We start from the raw sequence: 19611 nt of genomic DNA on the forward strand, positions 1-19611 counted from the left end.
ACAGGCAATAAGCACTATAACTCGGTCGGCCACACTGCACGGTTCAGCAAATCTATGTCATTTCACCTTCAGAGGCCACGGATTTAAACACTCAGGATGACAATCTTTTTTTGATTATGTTATTGCTTCGTGCCTCCAATGAAGTGGTGGTTGGGGAATACTAAAAAGCAAAAGGACCGGAAAAATCTTCCAGTCCTTTTGTTTATATATAAACTGCAAACTGCCCAATGGCAACTGCAAACTGCTCTTATAAAGAGCTCGGTGCTAATTCCAAATGGTATTTCACCAGGTTATCTATAGGTGAGCGGATGATGTTGCCAACAACCATACCATTTTCGGTAACCACTTCTTCAAGCACATTGCGGAAGTTATAACCTACCGAGCCAATGCAGTTGAAAGTATATTTTTGATAATCAGGGTAGTGGGTAACCAGGTTGCGGAAAAAATCTTCGAACGAGGTGCGTACCAGGTTGCGTGAGTATTCGATGTGTACGTTGTTATCGTAAACAAATTTGCTGAAGCTTGCGCAAAAACGGTTTGCACGTGGCTGGGTGTAAACCTGCTCGTTGATATCATCAGGAGTAAGTTTGTAAGTTTCCCAGAAAAGGGCACGTACAGGCTCAGGCATGTATCCGCGCAGGTAATCTGTTAACAGCTTTTTGCCAATGTAGCAACCGCTGCCTTCATCACCCAGGATGTAAGCGCCCGAATCGATATTGTGTACAACTTCTTTACCATCATAAATGCAGGTATTGGTTCCGGTACCTAATATAGCGGCAAAGCCTTCGGTGTTGCCAAGCAGGGCGCGGGCAGCAGCAAGCAGGTCATGACCAATATTAACCTTTGCGCCAACGAAAACCACTTTCATGGCTTCTTCAACAATCTTACGCATTTCGGGGGTTGAGCAACCTGCACCGTAGTAATTTACCTCGGTGATCAGATTTTTTTCAAGATCGGTAGGCAAACTTTCGTTTAGTGATTGTATAATATACTCTGTACTTGAAAAGTATGGGTTATAACCCTCGGTATTAAAGTAAACTTTTTTTCCCTCTTCGGTAACCAGGCACCAATTTGTTTTGGTTGAGCCACCGTCAGCAATTATGATCATAAATTTTTGTTTTTTTAAAAATCGGTTAAAAGTAGGATTAACTTATTGTAAAAAAAACACTTTGTATTTCAAAAAATGAAAATTGCGATTTTTACGTAGATTACAGCTACTTTTTAATATAAATTAAACTTTAACTGGCGATTTTATGCCAATGTTATCAATAATTAATCAGGTCAACTATACCTTTTTTTAAATGTAAAGGTTACAGATAAGCAGTTTCCTTCGCCATTTAAAAACAGAGTAATTTACAATTGTACGTAATGTTACATTATTTAGCAAAATATTGAGTTTAATTAATGCTAAAACGTGTATTTTGTATTACATAAAGGATAGTGAATTGCCAGGATGGATGTGCGTAGCTTTAATACCTGGTACGTTTTGATGTAACCAGCCTATCATAAATTCTGAACCGGGCTCTTCGCTGGCAATGTGCCCTAATACAATCAATGAAAGTTTATCGCCTTTGGCTTGCGCATCCCGCACATATTCGGCGGTTTCCCACTCCGAAATCTCGCCGCAAATCAGTACATCGGGCTTTTTGGTGCTCATTTCGGTGATCTGCCTTTTGCCGCCTGCAGCTCCGGGTAGCAGCAGCACCTTTTGGCAGCTTTGTGATGGATTGCCTATGTAGCGTACCTTTTCAATTTTAAGTTTCTTTTTCAACGTTTCGATGAGGGAGCTTAACGGGGTTGATGGGATACTGAGCAGGTTCCCGGTTTCGGGCTTATAGTAGCTTACCCAATCAAGCTGTTTTAGTAAGCCAATGCCAACGCCATCGGGTTTAAGGCTGTGTATGGTATCATGGTTGCGCCAAACGGCAATGTTGTGCTTATCCAGCAGTTGTTTTTTATATTGATATACATCATCGTTGGCCAGCCAGTTGGTTTCATCGGCATGGTTATAAAAAGTTGGCTCATGCGCTATAATGAAATTAGCGCCTAAACTAATGGCCTTCTCAATGATGCCAATCGTGGCAAACATGGTGGTTACTATGCCGGTAACCACAATATCGGGGTTACCCGATTTTAAGGTATCCACCGTATTTGGAAACGGGGCGCCCGGTACCTGTTTCATAAACAGGTCGATGATTTGCCCTACCGTGATGTTTTCATCGGGCTTAACAAAGGTTATGGCATCCGCGGCAAATGGAGCCGACAGCAATGCGGCGGTACCTGCTAAAGCGCCTAACTGACCGATAAATTTACGACGGTTAGGATTATGGTTAATTGGGGAGGAGGTTGATTTCATGGTAATGATTGGATTTGATCAAAGATAGCACAGGTAAGTTAATTTAAGGATTTGTAATAATTGTGTGACATATTTATATCTTCGCATAAATTTAACGACCCCTAATCCGTGCAAAAACTTGCTAAGCTTATCACTAACAAACCTTTTGTTTATTCTTTATGGTTTGGCCTAAGTTTGTTTCTGGTAATTAAAGGTGTTTTGGCCCACCAGGGGTTCAACAATTACACCATCTTTAAGTATAACTTTTTAAATACCATCCATCAACATAACCTGTATGCTTATCAGCCCGAGCATTATTATGACCTGAACCACTACGGACCCGTATTTTCAATTATCATGGCACCATTTTCTATCCTGCCCGATAGTATCGGGGTTATTTTATGGGTGCTGTTTAACGCGTTTATTCTGTTTGAGGCAATTCAATTATTGCCGCTAAAAAAAGATCAGTATGTTATTGTGCTTTTGTTGTGCGCCCATGAATTGATGACGGCATCGGCCAACGTGCAGAGCAACCCCATGATAGCGGCGCTGATCATTTTGAGCTTTAACTTTATCAAACGCGAGCAGGATTTTTGGGCTGCATTGATGATAGCACTCGGTGCCTTTATAAAGCTGTATGGAATAGTTGGGCTGGCTTTCTTCTTTTTCTCGGCAAATAAGCCAAAGTTTGTGTTAAGCTTTATATTTTGGTCGGTAGTGTTGTTTGTTTTGCCGATGGCCATTTCATCGCCTTCTTTTATCATCCAAACATATCATGATTGGTATGCCGACCTGGTGGTCAAAAACTCGGGCAATCAACATTCGGTAATGCAGGAAATTTGCTTTACCGGTTTTATCCGCAAAGCTTTTCATTATGATGACCTTAAAAATATGTATGTAATAGGGCCGGCGCTGGTGATGTTTGCACTGTCATACCTGCGCATAGGTGCTTATAAAGTTGTGGAATACCAGCGGCTCATCCTTTCATCGGTGTTGATCTTTGCCGTTATCTTCAGCAGTTCGGCCGAATCATCAACCTATATCATCGCTTTTGTGGGTGTTGCAGTTTGGTTTATGAATTTAAACCGACCGGTTACCGGCTTCGAGATCTTCCTGTTGGTTTTGGCGCTGTTGATAACAAGTCTTTCCCCTTCAGATCTTTTTCCCTCCTTTATCCGTACCCAATATATTGTTCCTTATAAACTAAAATCAATACCCTGCTTTTTGATCTGGCTTAAAATAATTTACGAAACGCTTACCAGGGATTTTGCGGGCGAAAAGAAAAGTGTATTGAATACGGCCGCAGTTTAGAGGATTACTGATATGAAAACAATTCTACAGGGGCTAATTTTTGATGTAAACCCCGGAAAACTTGCAGATTAATAAATAATTTTTATGTTTGTAACATCAAAGTTACATTTGAGGAACTTGACACCTTTATTTAAATCTGATTACGGCAGTTACATTTTGTAACAAATTAGCGTAAGGTTATTTAAGTAAAAAGCGGTGCCTAAAAGGTATTCAAATATAAGCTTTAATTACTATACCACCTATTACAATTAAAAATCCATAGTATAACTATGACTTACCTTGCCGATAAGAAGATCTCTATTGTTATACCCTCTCATAACGAAGAAAAAAACATTAGTTATTTAATTGAGCAACTTCGTGAAACACTTTCGCCCACGGGATATGCCTATGAGCTGATCTTTGTTGACGACGGAAGCCGCGATAATACCCTGAATGAGTTAAAGATCAATGCCGAGCTGCATTCCAATGTATTTTATGTAGAACTTTCGCGCAACTTTGGTAAAGATTATGCTCTTAAGGCCGGTATTGCTATGGCGCAGGGCGATGCCGTGATAACAATGGATGCTGATTTGCAGCACCCGCCGCAACTGATCCTGAAGATGTTAAACCTTTGGGAAAATGGCTATGATATTGTTTACACCTATCGCGAAGGCGAAAACCCTCATGGCAAGGGTTATCAGAAAGTTACGTCAAAATTGTTTTATAAAGGCCTTAACATGCTTTCGGATATCAAGATGGAAAATGGTACCGCCGATTTCAGGCTGATTGACGAAAAGGTTGTGAAGCAGCTTAAGCTTATTGATGAGTACGAGATTTTTTTTCGGGGGATAATTAAATGGGCGGGTTATAAACAGGTTGGGATTCCATATGTACCATCAAAACGGCATACCGGCGAGGCAAGCTACTCGTTTGCAAAGCTGGTTAAACTTGCTGTAGGCAGCATTGTGGCGTTCAGTGCAAGGCCGCTTTACATTGTATCATTAATTGGGTTACTGGTTTCGTCACTGGCCATTTTGTATATACCATACGTGCTGGTAAGCTACTTTTTAGGTTACGCGGTTTCGGGCTGGGCTTCAATTATTGCTACTATTGCCTTTTTTGGCGGTTTGCAGCTGCTTGTAATGAGCGTTATTGGGGTTTATGTTGGGAAGATATTTATGCAATCCAAGCACCGCCCGCATTATATTATCCGGTCATCAAATGTTGTTATTGTAGATAATGATTTTATTAGGATTTGATGTGGAGGAGTTTGATATGCCGTTTGAGTACGGTAAATCAATAACTTTTGACGAGCAGCTTGAAATTTCGACAAGGGGTACCAACACAATACTCGATTTATTAAAAGACAGAGGCATAAAGGTTACCTTTTTTTGCACAGCTAATTACGCCAATCATAAGCCCGAAGTAATCAAAAAGATGGTAGCCGAAGGGCATGAGATAGCATCGCACGGGTATTATCATTCAGATTTTAAGGCCGAACATTTAAGGCAGTCGAAGCTGGTCTTGGAGGATATTTCCGGAACTGAAGTAACAGGCTTCCGCATGGCACGGATGATGCCTGTTGATGAGGCTGAAATAGCAAAAGCCGGCTATAGGTATAACTCGTCTATAAACCCAACCTGGCTGCCCGGGCGGTATAATAATTTTGATAAACCACGTACCTGGTTTTATGACCATGATGTGCTGCAGATCCCGGCTTCGGTTTCGCCGTTGGTACGTTTTCCGCTGTTTTGGCTAAGCTTTCATAATTTGCCGCTATCTTTATTAAAACGTATGGCTTCGGCAACGCATAAAAAAGACGGTTATCTGAACTTGTATTTCCACCCCTGGGAATTTACCGACCTGCACGATAAAGAAAAGTTCGGTTTCCCAGGCTATGTTTCCAAAAACTCGGGCGAAGCTTTTGTACGAAGGATAGCTGATTTTATCGATTGGGCAATGGACAAGGGTTACACCTTTGGACGGACGGACGGATTTTGTGAAACAATTAAAAACAAAAATAAACAAGAGCCCGTATTACATTAACAAGCTGTTAAGCAGCTTATAGCAAATCAATTACCAAATTGATTGTTATTTTCAGCATAATTTTGCATATTTGCACCGCAAAAAAATATACAGTATACCACGGGTTAGAAACCCTGTTTATATTTGTAGTTTAGACGCGATGGTCCTATAGCTCAGCTGGATAGAGCAACAGATTTCTAATCTGTAGGTCTTTGGTTCGAATCCAAATGGGATCACTTATAAGAAAAGCCGTTTCAGTTAACAGGAAACGGCTTTTTTCGTACATGGGGGCACTTTTGAGGGCCTGCCATATCTTGAATCGACAGTCGTCGTATCAGCTTGTCCCGGAACATAGTGGTCAAGTTCAACAGAATCTCCACCCATCAACGAGTATTGTATCGACTTTGTAGCCCCTGTAAAAGTCATTACTAAGTGAGTTCATATGTGCTATTTCCCGGGTAAGCGAGTTATAGACTATACGAAAGTCTGGTTCTTTTTTCAGTAAAGCACAGCAGTCGGCGCAAGCCCGAATTGCTTTTTAAAGGCAAAGGAAAAATGGGACAGATTTTCGAAGCCCAGCTCAAGATAAATGTCTTTGGGCTTTTGGCTTTGCTGGTGGATGAGAAAGTAAGCTTCTTCCAATCGCTTTTTTGTCAGCCAGCGTCCGGGCGTGTCGTTATAGATTTGCTGAAAGTCACGCTTGAAAGCGGATAGGCTTCTGCCCGTCAGAAACGCGAAGCGCTCCAAAGGGACATTAAACCTGAAGTTCCGGGTCATGAAGGCTTCGATGTCTATCTTTTGAGGCGCACCGAAGTTGAACAATACGGCAGCAAGGCCTGGGTCGTTTTTGAGCAGGATCAATAGCAGTTCCTCTCGCTTGAGATCTGCAAAAGCTTCCTCGATCTCGGCCTCACCCCTATAATAGGGTTCGAGGGAATGGATGAAGCTGGTGAGCAGCTGATCGTCTTTGACCGGCCGGATGGAATCGTCTGACGTGGCGATGCCGGTATCTACCCTGTGCCGGACTAAAAACCGTTTTAGAAAAGCTTCATCCAGCACGATGACGATCTTTTTAAAGTCACCGTCCTGCTGCTGCTTGGTGTAGCGTAGCAAATGGTTCTTGCGGGCGATGCAGCTGTCGCCGGGATGAAAGTGGTAATGCTTGTCGCCACTGTATGCCAGCATAGAGCCTTTTAGGAGGTACAGAAAGAAATGATCGGATATTACCTGTTCGGGAGATATTCCGGGACCTAAATGACAGGATTGCAGACTACTGGCGATCATGCTCAAAAATACTTAATTCAAAAGACTATCCGCACTTGCCAATATCACTTCTTCCTTACTGCGAGGATGCCAATTCAATACCCGCTGTGCCTTTTCGTTGGAAATGGCAATATAGAAGGATTCATCCAGCGGTTTCAGGTCGGCGATATTTCCGGCGTATTCGGGTCTTTCTTTCCGGATAAGCTCAGCCACGTCGTAAAGGCTCATGACTCCGATGGCTGTTGCCAGGAAGCGCTCGCCCGCTGCGGCCGGATGTGTCATTGCTTTGAGGTGAATATCGGCTACATCACGCACATCCACCACGCCAAAAGTGAAGGGCAGCGTTTCTTTGATCTGGCCATCCAATATGCCTTTCACAAAGCCGATAGAGGTGGAGAAGTCTTTTCCCAGGGCAGGGCCGAATACGCCTACCGGGTTTATTACGGTGAGTCCCATGCCGTCGCCCTCGCTGTTGATCCAGTCCCAGGCAGCTTTTTCGGCAATCGTTTTAGATTTAATGTAGGCGCGGTCTGTCAGTTCGGGGTCTGTCCAGTCTTCTTCCGTAAAGGTGTAGCCTTTGGGATCTTTGCTGTAGCCAATGGCAGCAAAGGATGAGGTTAATACCACGCGCTTCACACCGGCATAGCGAGCTGCTTTCAATACTCGTAACGCGCCGTCCCGCGCTGGTATAATAAGCTCATTGGCATCTTCGGGTTCTTCGGCAGGAAATGGGGAAGCTACGTGCAGCACATAGGTGCAGCCATCAGCTGCCCGGTTCCAGTTTTGGTCATTAGTCAGGTCTGCTTCCACAAAGGCGAGGTTTTCAAAGGATTTGATTCCGGCTCCTCTGAGCAGGTTAATTACTTCATCTTTTCTTTTTAAGGAGCGAAGGGTTGTTTTAACAGTGTAGCCTTGTTGTAAGAGTTGAAGGATACAATAGATGCCAATGAAGCCTGTGCCGCCTGTTACTAATACGGTTGGTTGTTTGATGTTATTTTCCATGTTGAATTTTCTTTTAACAAAGATGGCGCTAATGCGGCTTGCCTGTTTTGTTTAGAAGTTCAACTTTGTTTTGTTTAAAAGTCCAGAAAATTTGATTTTGCTTTAATTTGCTGACATTTATCGGGTAGCCCGCTTGGTCGGGAAATGTTCAGGGATGGGAATACCGGCCTGCAGCACGTGACTGACATTTTTTAATACGACCTCGTCAAACCCGCTTTTGTCAACCATTTCCACAATTTTGAAGCTATAGAATTGCTTTTTTAATACATCACATTCAACAGATAGTGCCAGCGCCAGCAATTGTAGCTTCCCAGGAGGAAAGTCCTTTTTATCTGATTCTATCCTGCTTAAGTCGCTCCGGTTCATTCCAAGTTCTGCGGATAAATATTCTTGTGAAAACTTTAATGTTGTCCTATACTTTTTGATCAACCTGCCAAAGCTCAAAGCGGCAGGTGGGAGGCTCTCTTTCCCGGAAGCGACGGTGTTAGGGTTTAGTGGCTCAATAGGTGCGTAGCTGCCGATGATTTTGAAAAGATCGGCGAACTGCCTGGCAGGGCGGTTTATATCGGATGTTTTAAGCTCATATCTGATCTTTCTATTCTCGCGTCTGATGGTTACAAAGCCTGCTTTTTTAAGATCGGTTATATGCTTCGTTAATTGCCCTGGGTTAAAAGGAAGAGAAAGCAATACCTCTTGAGATAGTATGTTGCCATTCGCGATAAGCGCTTTGAAGATAGATACCCTGATTGGAAGCGCCAGCAACCTGGCAAAGTTGCAAAGTTCCAGATCTGCTTTATTGATATCCATATTTGAACCGGGCATAGATACGATATTATAGAATATAAATTAATGTTGTTCCGGTTCTGCTTCGTGGGAATCCGGTATGCCCAGTTCTTTCACGAGGCGACCATAATGTCTGGCGAATCTGCTCCACATATTTTCATTTAATGTATACAAAGATCTTTTTCCATCGATGCTAACCGAGATCAATTCGGTTTTGATCAACTCCTTCAAATGGTGGGATACTGTAGATTGTGCGAACGGTAGAAATTCCACGAGCTCGCCTGTGGTAATCCCAGGTTTCCTTGCAATGATACGGATAATAGAGATCCTACCGGGATGCGACAGTGCTATGGATACATCTGAGATGAACTGGTCGGGATAACTGAACTCTTCTGTTTTCTTTTGTGCCATCGCTGTTTACAATTATTTGATCGTGCTAAAATAGAGTTTGTTTTTTGAATGTTGGAAGCTTCTTAGTCTATTTAACGTTGTCTATAATATCGATTATTCAATATATTCTTTTTGATAATATAAAGTTAACATGGTCTTAATTTATCGCCGATAATTTTGAGCGTCATTTAAGATTATGCAAAAGTTTACTCGGCTCTTTCCTTTCATTATTTTAAGTTTTTTAATAAGCTCCAATTCATTTGCACAGTCATTGGGTAAAATTGCCGGTAAGGTAATCGACCAAAAGACTGGTGAAACACTCATAGGTGCGACAGTTGGCTTACAGAGCGGCAGCAAGGGCGCTGCCACCAATGTGGAAGGCCGGTATATATTGAGTGGACTTCAGCCGGGCAAATACAGTATCGTTGTTAAATACATCGGTTACCAGAGCAAATCGGTTTCTGATGTGGAAGTTCAGGCAGGTGCAGTAACCGCGCTGGATGTCGCTTTGACCCAATCTTCAACGCAGGCACTTAATGAAGTTGTTGTGAAAGCTACTTACCGCCAGGCTTCAGTAAACGCCCTTTACGCAAGGCAGAAGAATAGTATACAATTAAGTGATGGTATATCTGCCGATATGATCCGTAAATCCCCTGACCGGAATACTGGTGACGTTTTGAAACGCGTCAGCGGAACAAGCGTGCAGGAGGGTAAATTCGTTGTTATCCGTGGTTTATCCGAAAGGTATAATAACAATATGATGAACGGGACAACGCTGCCAAGTTCCGAACCGGATAAAAAAGCTTTTGCTTTTGACATCATTCCTTCAAGTCTTGTCGATAATATTATCGTGTACAAAACGGCGACGCCCGATCTGCCCGGCGATTTTGCGGGTGGTACGATCAATACTATTACCAAAGATATTCCCGACAGCAGGTTCCTGGAAGTGGCGCTAAGTGTTGGCTATAATTCCAAAACTACTCTTAAGAATAACTTTATCGATGCGAGGCCTAACGGGAAATATGATTTCCTTGGATTCGATGACGGTTCAAGAAAGCTGCCTGCGGCTTATTCTAATGTGAAAAAAGACTATACATCCGGGACAACAAGTGCCGAAAAAATCGCTATAGCGCAGCAATTTCCCAATACTTTTTATTACAAAGAAGGGCAAATGAGCCTTCCTAATATTGGTTTTCAATTTTCCACGGGCAATTCCAAAATCAATACAAATGGCAATCGCCTGGGTTATAACTTCAGTCTGAACTACAGCAATGGGCACCGTGCATCATTTGGTGACAGAATTGGTTATACCGGGTTCAATGATGCATCGAAAGAGCTTCCCCTGTACAGCTTTGACCGTAATACCTATACCAACTATAAAAGCCTTGGCGGTTTGCTGAATTTCGCTTATACATTCGGAAAAAACAAAATTGCCTGGAGAAACCTTTACAACAACGATTTTTCTGTTGACTTCGAGCAAACCAACAATGCCCTGAATTTTGAGGCCGGTCAAACAGACCCGCTGCGCTACAAAGGTTACTCTGTGGAGACAACTCAAAACGGCATTTACACTTCTGCATTGGAAGGACAGCACACGCTGGGCAAAAAGAATATTATTTTTGACTGGAATGCTTCCTACGGTTTATCATACCGGAACCAGCCCGATCAAAGGATCGTAACCATCTATACACCTTTGAACCAGCCGGAATATATCTCATTATCCAGCGAAAACAGCCCCAAACCTAATGATCTGGGCCGTGTGTATTCTAAATTAAATGAAAATATTTACGGCGCGAAAGCAAACCTGGCAGTTCCGTTCAAGTGGCTTAATGAGTCGCAGAAATTGAAATTCGGTGGTCTTATTTCTCATCGTGACCGTGATTTCAGTATTGATGCGCTGGGATACACTGACGCCATCGGCTTCGGAAACAAGGCAATCCCGCTGACTGGTGGCTATACGATCTTCAATGTTTTCAGTCCTCAAAGTATCGCTCAAAACGGGATCGATCTGTCGCGCTTGGACCTTAGCTCCACCGATTACAAAGGAAAAGCCGATCAGGACGCCGGTTATGTGATGCTGGACAATAAGCTGAACAAAAAAATCCGTTTGGTTTGGGGGGCACGGGTTGAACGGTATGCGCAGTCGCTCAAACCGCTGGGCCAGACCGAACAGAAATATAATAATACAGATGTCCTGCCTTCAGGTAACCTGACCTATAGTTTATCGGAGAAGGTCAATTTACGCGCGGCGTACTTCAGGTCGGTAAACCGTCCGGAGTTCAGAGAGCTTGCCAGTTTTCGCTATTTTGACTACCAGACTAACTTTATTGCCAGCGGTAATCCGGATCTGCAGCGAAGTATAATTGATAACGCAGACCTTCGCTTTGAATATTATCCGTCAGGAGGGGAGATCATCTCGGTTTCGGCTTTTTACAAGAAATTTAAGAATCCGATCGAGCAGATCAATCAGGGTAACGATATTTTGACTTATCAGAATGCGCTCAATGCCAAGGATTTTGGTTTTGAGGCCGAGATGAGGAAGAAACTGAATTTCATTGCTGAGGGAAGTTTCTTGAATGATGTAACATTTTATGTGAATGCTTCCTACATCAATGCCAAGGTAAAGCTGGCTGATGGCCGTAACGCGTCTACCCCCCTCCAGGGACAGTCACCCTACCTGATCAACTCGGGCCTGTATTATACACCCGAAGGCAGTGATTTTTCATTCAACGTGCTTTATAACAGGATAGGGGAGCGTTTACGTTTCAGAGCTGTTACTGGTGGCGTGGATATCTATGAGAAACCGCGGAATGTGATTGATATGCAGCTAAGCAAGGCGTTATTTAAAAAGCATGCCGAGCTTAAACTGACCGTATCTGATCTGCTTGCGCAGCCCTTCGCATTGTATAATAATTACGGAAGCTCGGGGAGCACCGCATATAATGCTAAAGAGGATAAAATCATCCAGAGCCGTTATTCGGGTTTTGGAACAACCCTTTCGTTCAAATATAATTTCAGTTTTAAAAAATAATCACGCTATACAGTAAAAGGCCTTCAATTTATTATCAATTATTATTAACAATTATTATGAAAAAAACGTTGTATTTACTTGGCTCATTAGCCATGATAGGATTAGCATCCTGCTCAAAAAACGATGATCCGGGTAAAAATCCACCGGTTAATCCTCCTGCTGTTACCAAGATGGATGTGAGGGGAAAGATTACTAAAGACACACATTGGACCGCCGATATCACTTACAGGCTTCGCGGTTATGTTTACGTGGATAATAATGCAACTTTAACCATCGATCCGGGAACCAAAATTGTGAGCAATAAAGACTCAGCCGGTGTCCTTATCATTTATAAAGGAAGCAAGATCAATGCCGCCGGAACTGCTGATAAGCCAATTGTTTTCACTTCGGCGGAGGCTGATCCGAAACCAGGTAATTTCGGTGGCCTTGTGATCGTTGGATCGGCCACGGGTAATGGCAACCACGCTGTTTTGGAAGGTGGCGTAGATACCGAGCACCAGCCATTCGGCGGCACAAACGATGCTGATAATTCGGGGGTTTTACAATATGTACGTATTGAATATGCCGGTAAAGCGGTTAACCCTGGTGATGAAGTAAACGGCTTAAGTATGTATACCGTAGGTAGCGGTACCAAAATAGACCACATTGAAGTGCTTCGCGGCCTTGACGATGCTTACGAGTTTTTCGGGGGTTCATTTAATGCTAAATACCTGGTTGCCTATAACAACGCTGATGATGATTTTGATTTTGATGACGGATACCACGGTAAGATCCAATACGCGATCTCTGTTAAAGATCCGGCGTTTACTGATAATAAAGGTACCAGTGGTGATATTTCCAACAATTTTGAAGTGGATAACACAACAGATGCTAAAGGTTATTTGTTAACTCCTAACACATTCCCTTTGTTGTCGAACTTTACGGCTGTAGGGCCTAATAACGCCACAGGAGTATCTGCGGATTACGGTTACGGTATGCGCTGGAGAAGAGGTGCAAAATTTATTTTGGCTAATGCCATAGTAATGGGGGGGCAAAAAGCGGGCTTAGACCTGGATAATGACCCAACCGCGCAGTATTATATTGCCGGGACAAGCGGTTTAAAAAACAGCTTGTTACAGGCGGTAACTTCACCTTATAAAGTTGACAAATTGGCTACAGCTGGTTTATTGGACGCAGCAGGTTTGAAAGCTTTAGTTGAAGGCCGTGATGGCACAAAATCATTCACTGCTGCAGCAGATATTATGTTGACCGATCCGTTTAACAATGCTGCTCCAAACTTATTGCCTAAAGCAGGTTCACCGGCAATTGTTGCGGGCAAGTTTGATGGCTCCTTATCCGATTCATTCTTTGATAAAACCAACTATATAGGTGCGATCGATCCTGCTAATGACTGGTCGAAAGCTTCCTGGATAGTTTACGGAAAATAATCCGCAGGGTACTAAAGCAAAAGACCTTTTCAGTAATGGAAAGGTCTTTTTTTGCTATATGAAATAGTCAGCTTTGTTTGGATCACTAAGTTAACACGTAGTGAAAGGTGCTCTGCTTCATTGGCGGATTTTAGTGTTAATATCCAATTTCAACTGTTGCCTGGTAAGTATCCCGGTTAGCAACGTTATTGATGATAAAGTGTGCAACATCGGCCCTTGATATTTTGAGGCAGTTTTTAAGAAATGTATTAATAGCTATGCGATATGTGCCGGTAACGGCTTGGTTTGTAAGCTGCGGTGGTCTAATGATAGTCCAGCTAATGTTACTGCTTTTTATCACTGCCTCCATTTTGAGCAAATCGGTATACATATGTTTCAGCAGTTTTTGAACTACATATTTTTCAATAAGCCTGATATAAAATGGGAGTACGGGACTTATTTCAATTGCACTGGCCGAGATCAGGAACATGCGTTTTATGCCTTTTTGTTCCATCGCTTTTAAAACATTGGCATTGCCTTGCGAATATAAAGCTGTGGGTTTATCTGATCCGAAACCGCCGGCTACGCCTATTGCCGAAATCACAGCATCCTGGTTTTCAAAATGATTTTCAAATGCACCGGGTTGCATAACATCACCGCTTACTTTTTTTAGATTGGGGTGCTCGATTGCTAATTTGGCCGTGTTTCGTAATATTGCAGTAACCAAGTGTCCCGCCTGAAGGGCCTGTTCAACGCACTGCCTGCCAATGCCGCCGTTTGCGCCTACAATTACCAACTTATAAATAGGCGTGTTTTGTTGCATTTCCATTTTTTTTTGATTAACTAAATTTGAAAATGCTTAAAAAAACTATGCTGAAAAACAATATCAGTTGTACCGTAAAAAAGATATTAAGGTTCACCTTAATTTGGTCAACCCGTTCTGCTAAGTAAGCTTTGTCGTTACTCATAATCATTCGTAGCTTTTCGCCTTGCTTCCTTCCAAAAAATATCCCGTTTAGCATTAGAACCAAAACAATTCCCATTTTTATTCTAAACCATAGCTGTTCGCCAAATACGCCATGGGTTAAGGCCATCATGCCAATGCCTGTTATAACCAGCAGGGCGGCACCTATTCCAATCAGTGTTGATGACTTAGATGTACCTGCCAGTATACCTTTTGATTTTTCTGTATCATCATCAAAATGCTTCCAAAAGGTTTTAAATACTGTAAAATCAACAATGGTGGTGCCCGCCATTATAGTTAGCCCTGTTAAGTGTAATATTAATAGTGCTGGTAAAAAGAGTGAGGTATTCATTTGGTAAGATTGATTAAATTTATAAAATATACCATATGGTAGTAAACTAATGCAATATTATACCAAAAGAAAGTAAATAGCAAATATTGGAGACGTTTTTTTTAGATTTGATACCAAAAGGAAATAACACGTGAATAAAACAGTTGAATTGGTTAAGCTTTGGGGCGATTATGAGGAGCAAAATCCCGGTTGTAATTTGGATGATTTCTTCCGGCATCAGCTAATGGCCAAGGCAGCAGATGAGAAGAAAGCAACGCCCGACTGGCAATTAAGGCCGGGAATTAACGGCAAGCTCATGATTTTGATAAGACGGATAGGAAAGTACCATATGGTATATTCAAACAAAGCGCTTGAAGGTACAGGGCTTGATCAGATAGAGGAGTTCGGTATATTGGTTACTATTTTTAACCAGGTTAACCCAATAAAATCTGAAGCTATTTATAATAACATAATCGAACTATCAAGCGGTACCAATATGCTTAACAGGCTAAAAAAACGCGAACTGATAACCGAGTATGAAGATATTGATGATAAACGTATTAAGCGTTTAAAATTAACAGCCCTTGGAGAGGAAACTCTTGGAAAAGCCAAAGTACGTGTACTTGAAGTTGCGCGAATGATGACCAGTGCATTGAGCGAGGAAGATAAACAGCTTTGCTTTCAATTGCTTAACCCCATTAGCGAAAAGTTTGACGGAACCTTCCAAAAATTTAAAAGCAAAGGTTTTGACGAAATTTTTGAAGCGATGATGAAGTAATTTATTGGCTTTTTTAGCGGAAAGAAAAGGTTTGTGACCGTAATGCGGCATATGTTAATATTTGTTAAAAGTGTACAGGTTAATAATTTATGCGTATATTTAGTTAACCTGCTCACCTGTTAACTGAACCCGTCATGAAAACATTGAAACTTACCTCAACAGTAATATTGATGCTCTTGTCCATAAATCTGTTTGCCCAGCGTGTTAAAGGTATCGTTATTGATAAAACTACCTATTTGCCGGTGGCAAATGCTTTTATCAATACACCCGCATCAAAAAGTATAAGTAATGCCGAAGGGAAGTTTGTGTTGGCCAACGTAAAGCCCGGTGATACTTTAAGGATCACCAGCATAGGTTACAAGCCTTTTAAGCTTATAGTCAGTTTTTTAAAATTTGATACCTTAAGATGTTACATTGAGCCTGCGGCAACTGTTTTAAGTGAGGTAAAGATCAGGGCCAGGCGTAATGCCAGGGCCGATTCATTACGTAACAGGAGGGAGTTTGCCTCTGTTTTTGCCTGTCATAGCTCAACCATAAAAGATGCGTTTATAGCACGTCCGGCTGATCTTGATTTTGGTAAGCCCAGCAATCACATAAATGCGGATAAAAGTACAGCAACTATCTTGAGCATCAACTTGCTGTCGGTGATCGACATGTTGAATAAAAACAGAGCTCCGCAATCAAAGCTGCAAAAGATTTTGCTGAAAGATGAAGAAGATGAGTATGTGGACAGGTTTTTTTCGCCAGAAAAGGTGAGCTCAATAACTAATCTTAAAGGCGATTCGCTGCAAAACTTTATGAACCAATATCACCCCGAAATTAAAAAAGTGAAAAAAATGAGCGATTATGATATGATCAGTTATATTAAAAAAAGCTATGCCGAGTATCTCAAATCGGGTAGCAGGCAAACAGCTCCGCTTTTTGCAAAGTGAAAGGGTCTTATATTGTTAAGCTATACTGTGTTTTGAACAATAGGAAGTGTTGTTACCGAACGGTTTCGTTACCTTTCAATTACCAGGTATTTTTTGTTGCAGCTATAACAAAAATACCTTTTAACCGGCAGCCAAAATGTCAATAGCTTTAACAATGCCGGCCGGTGGATCCTTTGGCCGGTATTGGTTTGGCACTTTGGACAAAATGTATAGCTGTGCCTTTTTTTTGAAGGTTCATTTTCAGTATCTACAATATGCATAACATGAATACAATTAAACCCATTGTATCCTCATAAGCAGGTTTTTATTGATTAAATACCCAAAACTGAAACTATTACTTTTATGGAATAGTTTTTATGAGGCTTTGCTTTTATATTGTGTGCCTGTAAGCACGGGCGATTTTTGGTTAAACCTGTTCCATTCATCAATATTTACCATACCGGGAGCAGTTTCATAATGCTTTTTATTTGTTGGGCAGGTAACCACAAAACCTTTACGGGTTTGATTAATTACCGGGCGTGCACCACATTCTTTGCAAGGCTCACAATGGATATTGGGTTGAATTTGAATAGATTCGGACATTACGTTTTTTTAAAGGTTAAATGAACCCTTGCTACTGAGCAAGAGAATTTTTTTCATTATGAATTAGGGTTAGGGTTGTGTTGCTACAAAGATGCAAATAATATTTTTATTAAAAAAATGCAATTTGTGAAGCGTATTTCACAATTATATAACATGTTTATTAGCAAAAGTGTAAAGTTGAGTTATTTTGTGTGCATAATTGTGTAGCTGTTAGTTTATAACAGGCAAGTTTAAGTTGTGAGTTTTTTGTTTATTAACAACTTTTTTACACTTTGAGGTATTGAAGTCCTCCCATGAAAAAAATCATAAGCACACTGTTATCGTTATTAGTTTGTATTCATTTTGCATTTGCACAACCGCCATCTTCTTCGATAAAGCAATGGCAGGATCAGAAGTTTTCCATGTTTATCCATTTTGGTGGTATTTATTCAGTTTTGGGTGGTGTTTGGGATGGGAAGCCGGTTATCCGCGGCTTAAGTGAGCAAATCCAGGCCCATGCTGGTATTTACAGTGATACTTACGCCAACCTGGCCAAAAACTTTAACCCGATAAACTGGAATGCTGATAGTATTGCCCTGCTGGCTAAAGCGGCTGGGATGCGCTCTGTTGTACTAACTTCAAAACATCACGATGGATTTTGCATGTTTAAAACTGCAACTACCGATTTTAATGTGGTTGATGCTACTCCATTTAAACGTGATGTGGTAAAGGAAATGGCCGAAGCCTGTAAAAGGCATGGTCTGAGGTTTGGTTTGTATTTTTCGCTGATAGACTGGCATTATCCGCAAGCGTCGCCCATATCAAGTCATAATTCTGATTATATAACACCCGAGCATCATGAATATAACAAGAAGCAGGTAACCGAGTTGCTATCAAACTATGGTACTATATCCGAACTTTGGTTTGATATGGGGTCGCAAAGCCCTGAACAAAGTAAAGAGCTTTATCAATTGGTGCACCGCCTGCAGCCTGATTGTATGGTAAGCAGCCGTTTGGGTAATGATCAGGGCGATTTTGCCGTAATGGGTGATAATCAGTATCCCGATTATTCCATCGGAGTGCCCTGGCAGTCGCCCGCTTCATTTTTTGACGAAACCTGGGGCTACCGGTCGTGGCAAAAACGCGGAAGCGAGGATGAAAAGTATAAAGAGAAATTGGAAAGCCTGATCCGCGTGATTAGCAGGGGAGGGAATTACCTGCTTAATATCGGGCCCAAAGGAGATGGCTCAGTAGTTGGTTTTGAAAAGGATGTTTTATTGAAGATAGGGACCTGGCTCCATAAAAATGCCGAAGCTGTTTATGGCACAACTGCCGATCCCTTTTTTGCCTCTTTTGACTGGGGGAATATAACCAGTAAACCCAATAAGCTTTATCTTTTTGTAACCTCGGCACCCGCTGATGGCCTGATCACTTTACCCGGTCTGGAAGGCAGGATTAGTAATGTTTCTGTTTTGGGTGAACAACAATCGCTTAGCTTTAAACAGGCAACTGATGCCGCTGTGATAACCTTACCCGCAGGTTTTGACAGTGAAAAACAAATAAAAGTTATAGCGGTTGACGTTGCCGAAGGTTACAAAGTGCAACCTGTTCATATCCTGAGCAGCAGTTATGACCACATAAAACTGGATGAGCACAACGCTTATAATTATTATAGTTCATCGGGTATTGATTATAACAGCAATTATCAAAGTACGGTAAAGCAAGGCTGGACAATTAAGCCCAAACACAAAGGCAGGTATCAGCCTGCTATACAATATACCGACGAAGAAAAAGGCAGCATTGTTGACCTAAATGTAAATAATGTAACCACCACGCTCAAACTCGACAGCGACAGGAAGATGAAGTATAAACCCGATACGGCTAAAATAAAATGGGGGCCATTATATATAACCGGCCCATACTCCGCGGGCTTAGGAGGTTTAAATGGCAGCGCGGATAAAATCGATATCTCAAAACCTTTTACCAAAGACACCGATAAACCATGGCGGTCTGTAAATGACTATAAAAACGGGCAGCTGATTGATCTGCCTGCAGGCATGGATAATGCTTACTACATTTTGCAAAACATCAACGCAGGCAAGGATTTAATTTACGCGCAGGTTAAGATTACCAGCGGCGATGGCATAATTGTTTTGCTTAATGGGAGGCAACTGCTCATCAATAATAATCCGGGTAAGGCTGCCTCTGTAAGTCATGTAATCGGTTTGGATTTGATGCCTGGCAATAACCAGTTACTGATAAAAGTGTTCAACAACTTTAAAAAGAACATCCCTTTTGCGCTCACACATAGTATTCCACAAAATCTCTATATTAAAGATCTTGAACCTTTAACGTTTGAAGCAAATGAACTTTACCCGGTGAGTTTAAAGTTACATGATCCGGCATCGCCGCATCAAACTTTAAAGTTGCCTAATCTTGAAATCTGGTTTGCGAAAAAGTAAGAAAAACCGCCTTACGAAGGTTTCAAAACTTCGTAAGGCTTACTTACTCTCGTAAATT

General features: G+C 41.7%; 17 protein-coding genes and 1 tRNA gene. 9 read left to right on the forward strand and 9 right to left on the reverse strand.

Annotated elements, in window-relative coordinates:
- Nucleotides 1–247: 247 nt before the first annotated feature.
- Together ABIC84_RS19150 and ABIC84_RS19155 are read right to left on the reverse strand one after the other, a co-directional pair.
- The gene (locus ABIC84_RS19150; protein WP_112652617.1) at nucleotides 248–1108 is read right to left on the reverse strand and encodes an N-acetylglucosamine kinase; all 861 of its coding nucleotides are present in this window, start codon (nucleotides 1106–1108) and stop codon (nucleotides 248–250) included.
- A 318-nt stretch (nucleotides 1109–1426) separates the two neighbouring features.
- Nucleotides 1427–2356 carry a Nif3-like dinuclear metal center hexameric protein gene (locus ABIC84_RS19155; RefSeq protein ID WP_429264570.1) on the reverse strand — a complete coding sequence of 310 codons (930 nt, stop codon included), beginning with the start codon at nucleotides 2354–2356 and terminating at the stop codon, nucleotides 1427–1429.
- Nucleotides 2357–2464: 108 nt separating this feature from the next.
- On the opposite strand from ABIC84_RS19155, the gene ABIC84_RS19160 reads away from it, so the two are divergent.
- From ABIC84_RS19160 to ABIC84_RS19175, 4 genes are all read left to right on the forward strand, one after another.
- Complete coding sequence (locus ABIC84_RS19160; RefSeq protein WP_429264571.1) at nucleotides 2465–3646, forward strand: glycosyltransferase family 87 protein; 1182 nt, start codon at nucleotides 2465–2467, stop codon at nucleotides 3644–3646.
- A gap of 269 nt (nucleotides 3647–3915) precedes the next feature.
- Nucleotides 3916–4884 (forward strand): glycosyltransferase family 2 protein, encoded by a 969-nt coding sequence (locus tag ABIC84_RS19165; RefSeq protein ID WP_429264572.1) that lies wholly within the window; start codon nucleotides 3916–3918, stop codon nucleotides 4882–4884.
- Entirely contained in the window at nucleotides 4865–5671 is an 807-nt protein-coding gene (locus ABIC84_RS19170) for a polysaccharide deacetylase family protein (protein ID WP_429264573.1), read from the forward strand. Before ABIC84_RS19165 ends, ABIC84_RS19170 begins: the two co-directional genes overlap by 20 nt.
- 141 nt (nucleotides 5672–5812) lie before the next feature.
- A tRNA-Arg gene (locus ABIC84_RS19175) sits at nucleotides 5813–5886 on the forward strand.
- 262 nt (nucleotides 5887–6148) lie between these two features.
- On the opposite strand, the gene ABIC84_RS19180 is transcribed toward ABIC84_RS19175, so the two are convergent.
- The 4 genes from ABIC84_RS19180 to ABIC84_RS19195 all read right to left on the reverse strand — a co-directional run bounded on the left by ABIC84_RS19180 (nucleotide 6149) and on the right by ABIC84_RS19195 (nucleotide 9109).
- Nucleotides 6149–6835: a helix-turn-helix domain-containing protein gene (locus tag ABIC84_RS19180; protein ID WP_426585685.1), complete on the reverse strand. Its 687-nt coding sequence runs from the start codon at nucleotides 6833–6835 to the stop codon at nucleotides 6149–6151.
- A gap of 111 nt (nucleotides 6836–6946) precedes the next feature.
- Nucleotides 6947–7915, reverse strand: a complete 969-nt coding sequence (locus tag ABIC84_RS19185) for an SDR family oxidoreductase (RefSeq protein WP_426585687.1) — start codon at nucleotides 7913–7915, stop codon at nucleotides 6947–6949.
- A gap of 117 nt (nucleotides 7916–8032) precedes the next feature.
- Nucleotides 8033–8737: a helix-turn-helix domain-containing protein gene (locus ABIC84_RS19190; protein ID WP_429264574.1), complete on the reverse strand. Its 705-nt coding sequence runs from the start codon at nucleotides 8735–8737 to the stop codon at nucleotides 8033–8035.
- 24 nt (nucleotides 8738–8761) lie between these two features.
- Nucleotides 8762–9109: an ArsR/SmtB family transcription factor gene (locus ABIC84_RS19195; protein WP_429264575.1), complete on the reverse strand. Its 348-nt coding sequence runs from the start codon at nucleotides 9107–9109 to the stop codon at nucleotides 8762–8764.
- A gap of 175 nt (nucleotides 9110–9284) precedes the next feature.
- Between ABIC84_RS19195 and ABIC84_RS19200 the strand changes: the two genes are divergently transcribed.
- Nucleotides 9285–12119, forward strand: a complete 2835-nt coding sequence (locus ABIC84_RS19200) for a TonB-dependent receptor domain-containing protein (protein ID WP_429264576.1) — start codon at nucleotides 9285–9287, stop codon at nucleotides 12117–12119.
- A 56-nt stretch (nucleotides 12120–12175) separates the two neighbouring features.
- Nucleotides 12176–13546 (forward strand): hypothetical protein, encoded by a 1371-nt coding sequence (locus ABIC84_RS19205; RefSeq protein WP_429264577.1) that lies wholly within the window; start codon nucleotides 12176–12178, stop codon nucleotides 13544–13546.
- Nucleotides 13547–13682: 136 nt separating this feature from the next.
- Here ABIC84_RS19205 and ABIC84_RS19210 read toward each other — a convergent pair whose 3' ends face one another.
- Nucleotides 13683–14354, reverse strand: coding sequence for an NAD(P)-dependent oxidoreductase (locus ABIC84_RS19210; RefSeq protein ID WP_188833890.1), 672 nt, complete (start codon nucleotides 14352–14354; stop codon nucleotides 13683–13685).
- Nucleotides 14355–14364: 10 nt separating this feature from the next.
- Nucleotides 14365–14841 carry a DUF2214 family protein gene (locus ABIC84_RS19215; protein WP_139160048.1) on the reverse strand — a complete coding sequence of 159 codons (477 nt, stop codon included), beginning with the start codon at nucleotides 14839–14841 and terminating at the stop codon, nucleotides 14365–14367.
- A 130-nt stretch (nucleotides 14842–14971) separates the two neighbouring features.
- On the opposite strand from ABIC84_RS19215, the gene ABIC84_RS19220 reads away from it, so the two are divergent.
- Both ABIC84_RS19220 and ABIC84_RS19225 read left to right on the forward strand, forming a co-directional pair.
- The gene (locus ABIC84_RS19220; protein WP_090533354.1) at nucleotides 14972–15598 is read left to right on the forward strand and encodes a MarR family winged helix-turn-helix transcriptional regulator; all 627 of its coding nucleotides are present in this window, start codon (nucleotides 14972–14974) and stop codon (nucleotides 15596–15598) included.
- Nucleotides 15599–15732: 134 nt separating this feature from the next.
- A complete protein-coding gene (locus tag ABIC84_RS19225; RefSeq protein ID WP_429264578.1) occupies nucleotides 15733–16530 on the forward strand; it encodes a carboxypeptidase-like regulatory domain-containing protein in 798 nt (265 codons plus the stop codon).
- A 354-nt stretch (nucleotides 16531–16884) separates the two neighbouring features.
- Here the strand turns inward: ABIC84_RS19225 and ABIC84_RS19230 are convergent, their stop codons facing one another.
- Nucleotides 16885–17112 carry a hypothetical protein gene (locus ABIC84_RS19230; protein ID WP_090533348.1) on the reverse strand — a complete coding sequence of 76 codons (228 nt, stop codon included), beginning with the start codon at nucleotides 17110–17112 and terminating at the stop codon, nucleotides 16885–16887.
- A 293-nt stretch (nucleotides 17113–17405) separates the two neighbouring features.
- On the opposite strand from ABIC84_RS19230, the gene ABIC84_RS19235 reads away from it, so the two are divergent.
- On the forward strand, nucleotides 17406–19553 hold the full coding sequence (locus tag ABIC84_RS19235; RefSeq protein ID WP_429264579.1) for an alpha-L-fucosidase: 2148 nt from the start codon (nucleotides 17406–17408) through the stop codon (nucleotides 19551–19553).
- The last annotated feature ends 58 nt before the right edge of the window (nucleotides 19554–19611 follow it).

Source organism: Mucilaginibacter sp. 3215 (assembly GCF_050433785.1).
Taxonomy (GTDB): domain Bacteria; phylum Bacteroidota; class Bacteroidia; order Sphingobacteriales; family Sphingobacteriaceae; genus Mucilaginibacter.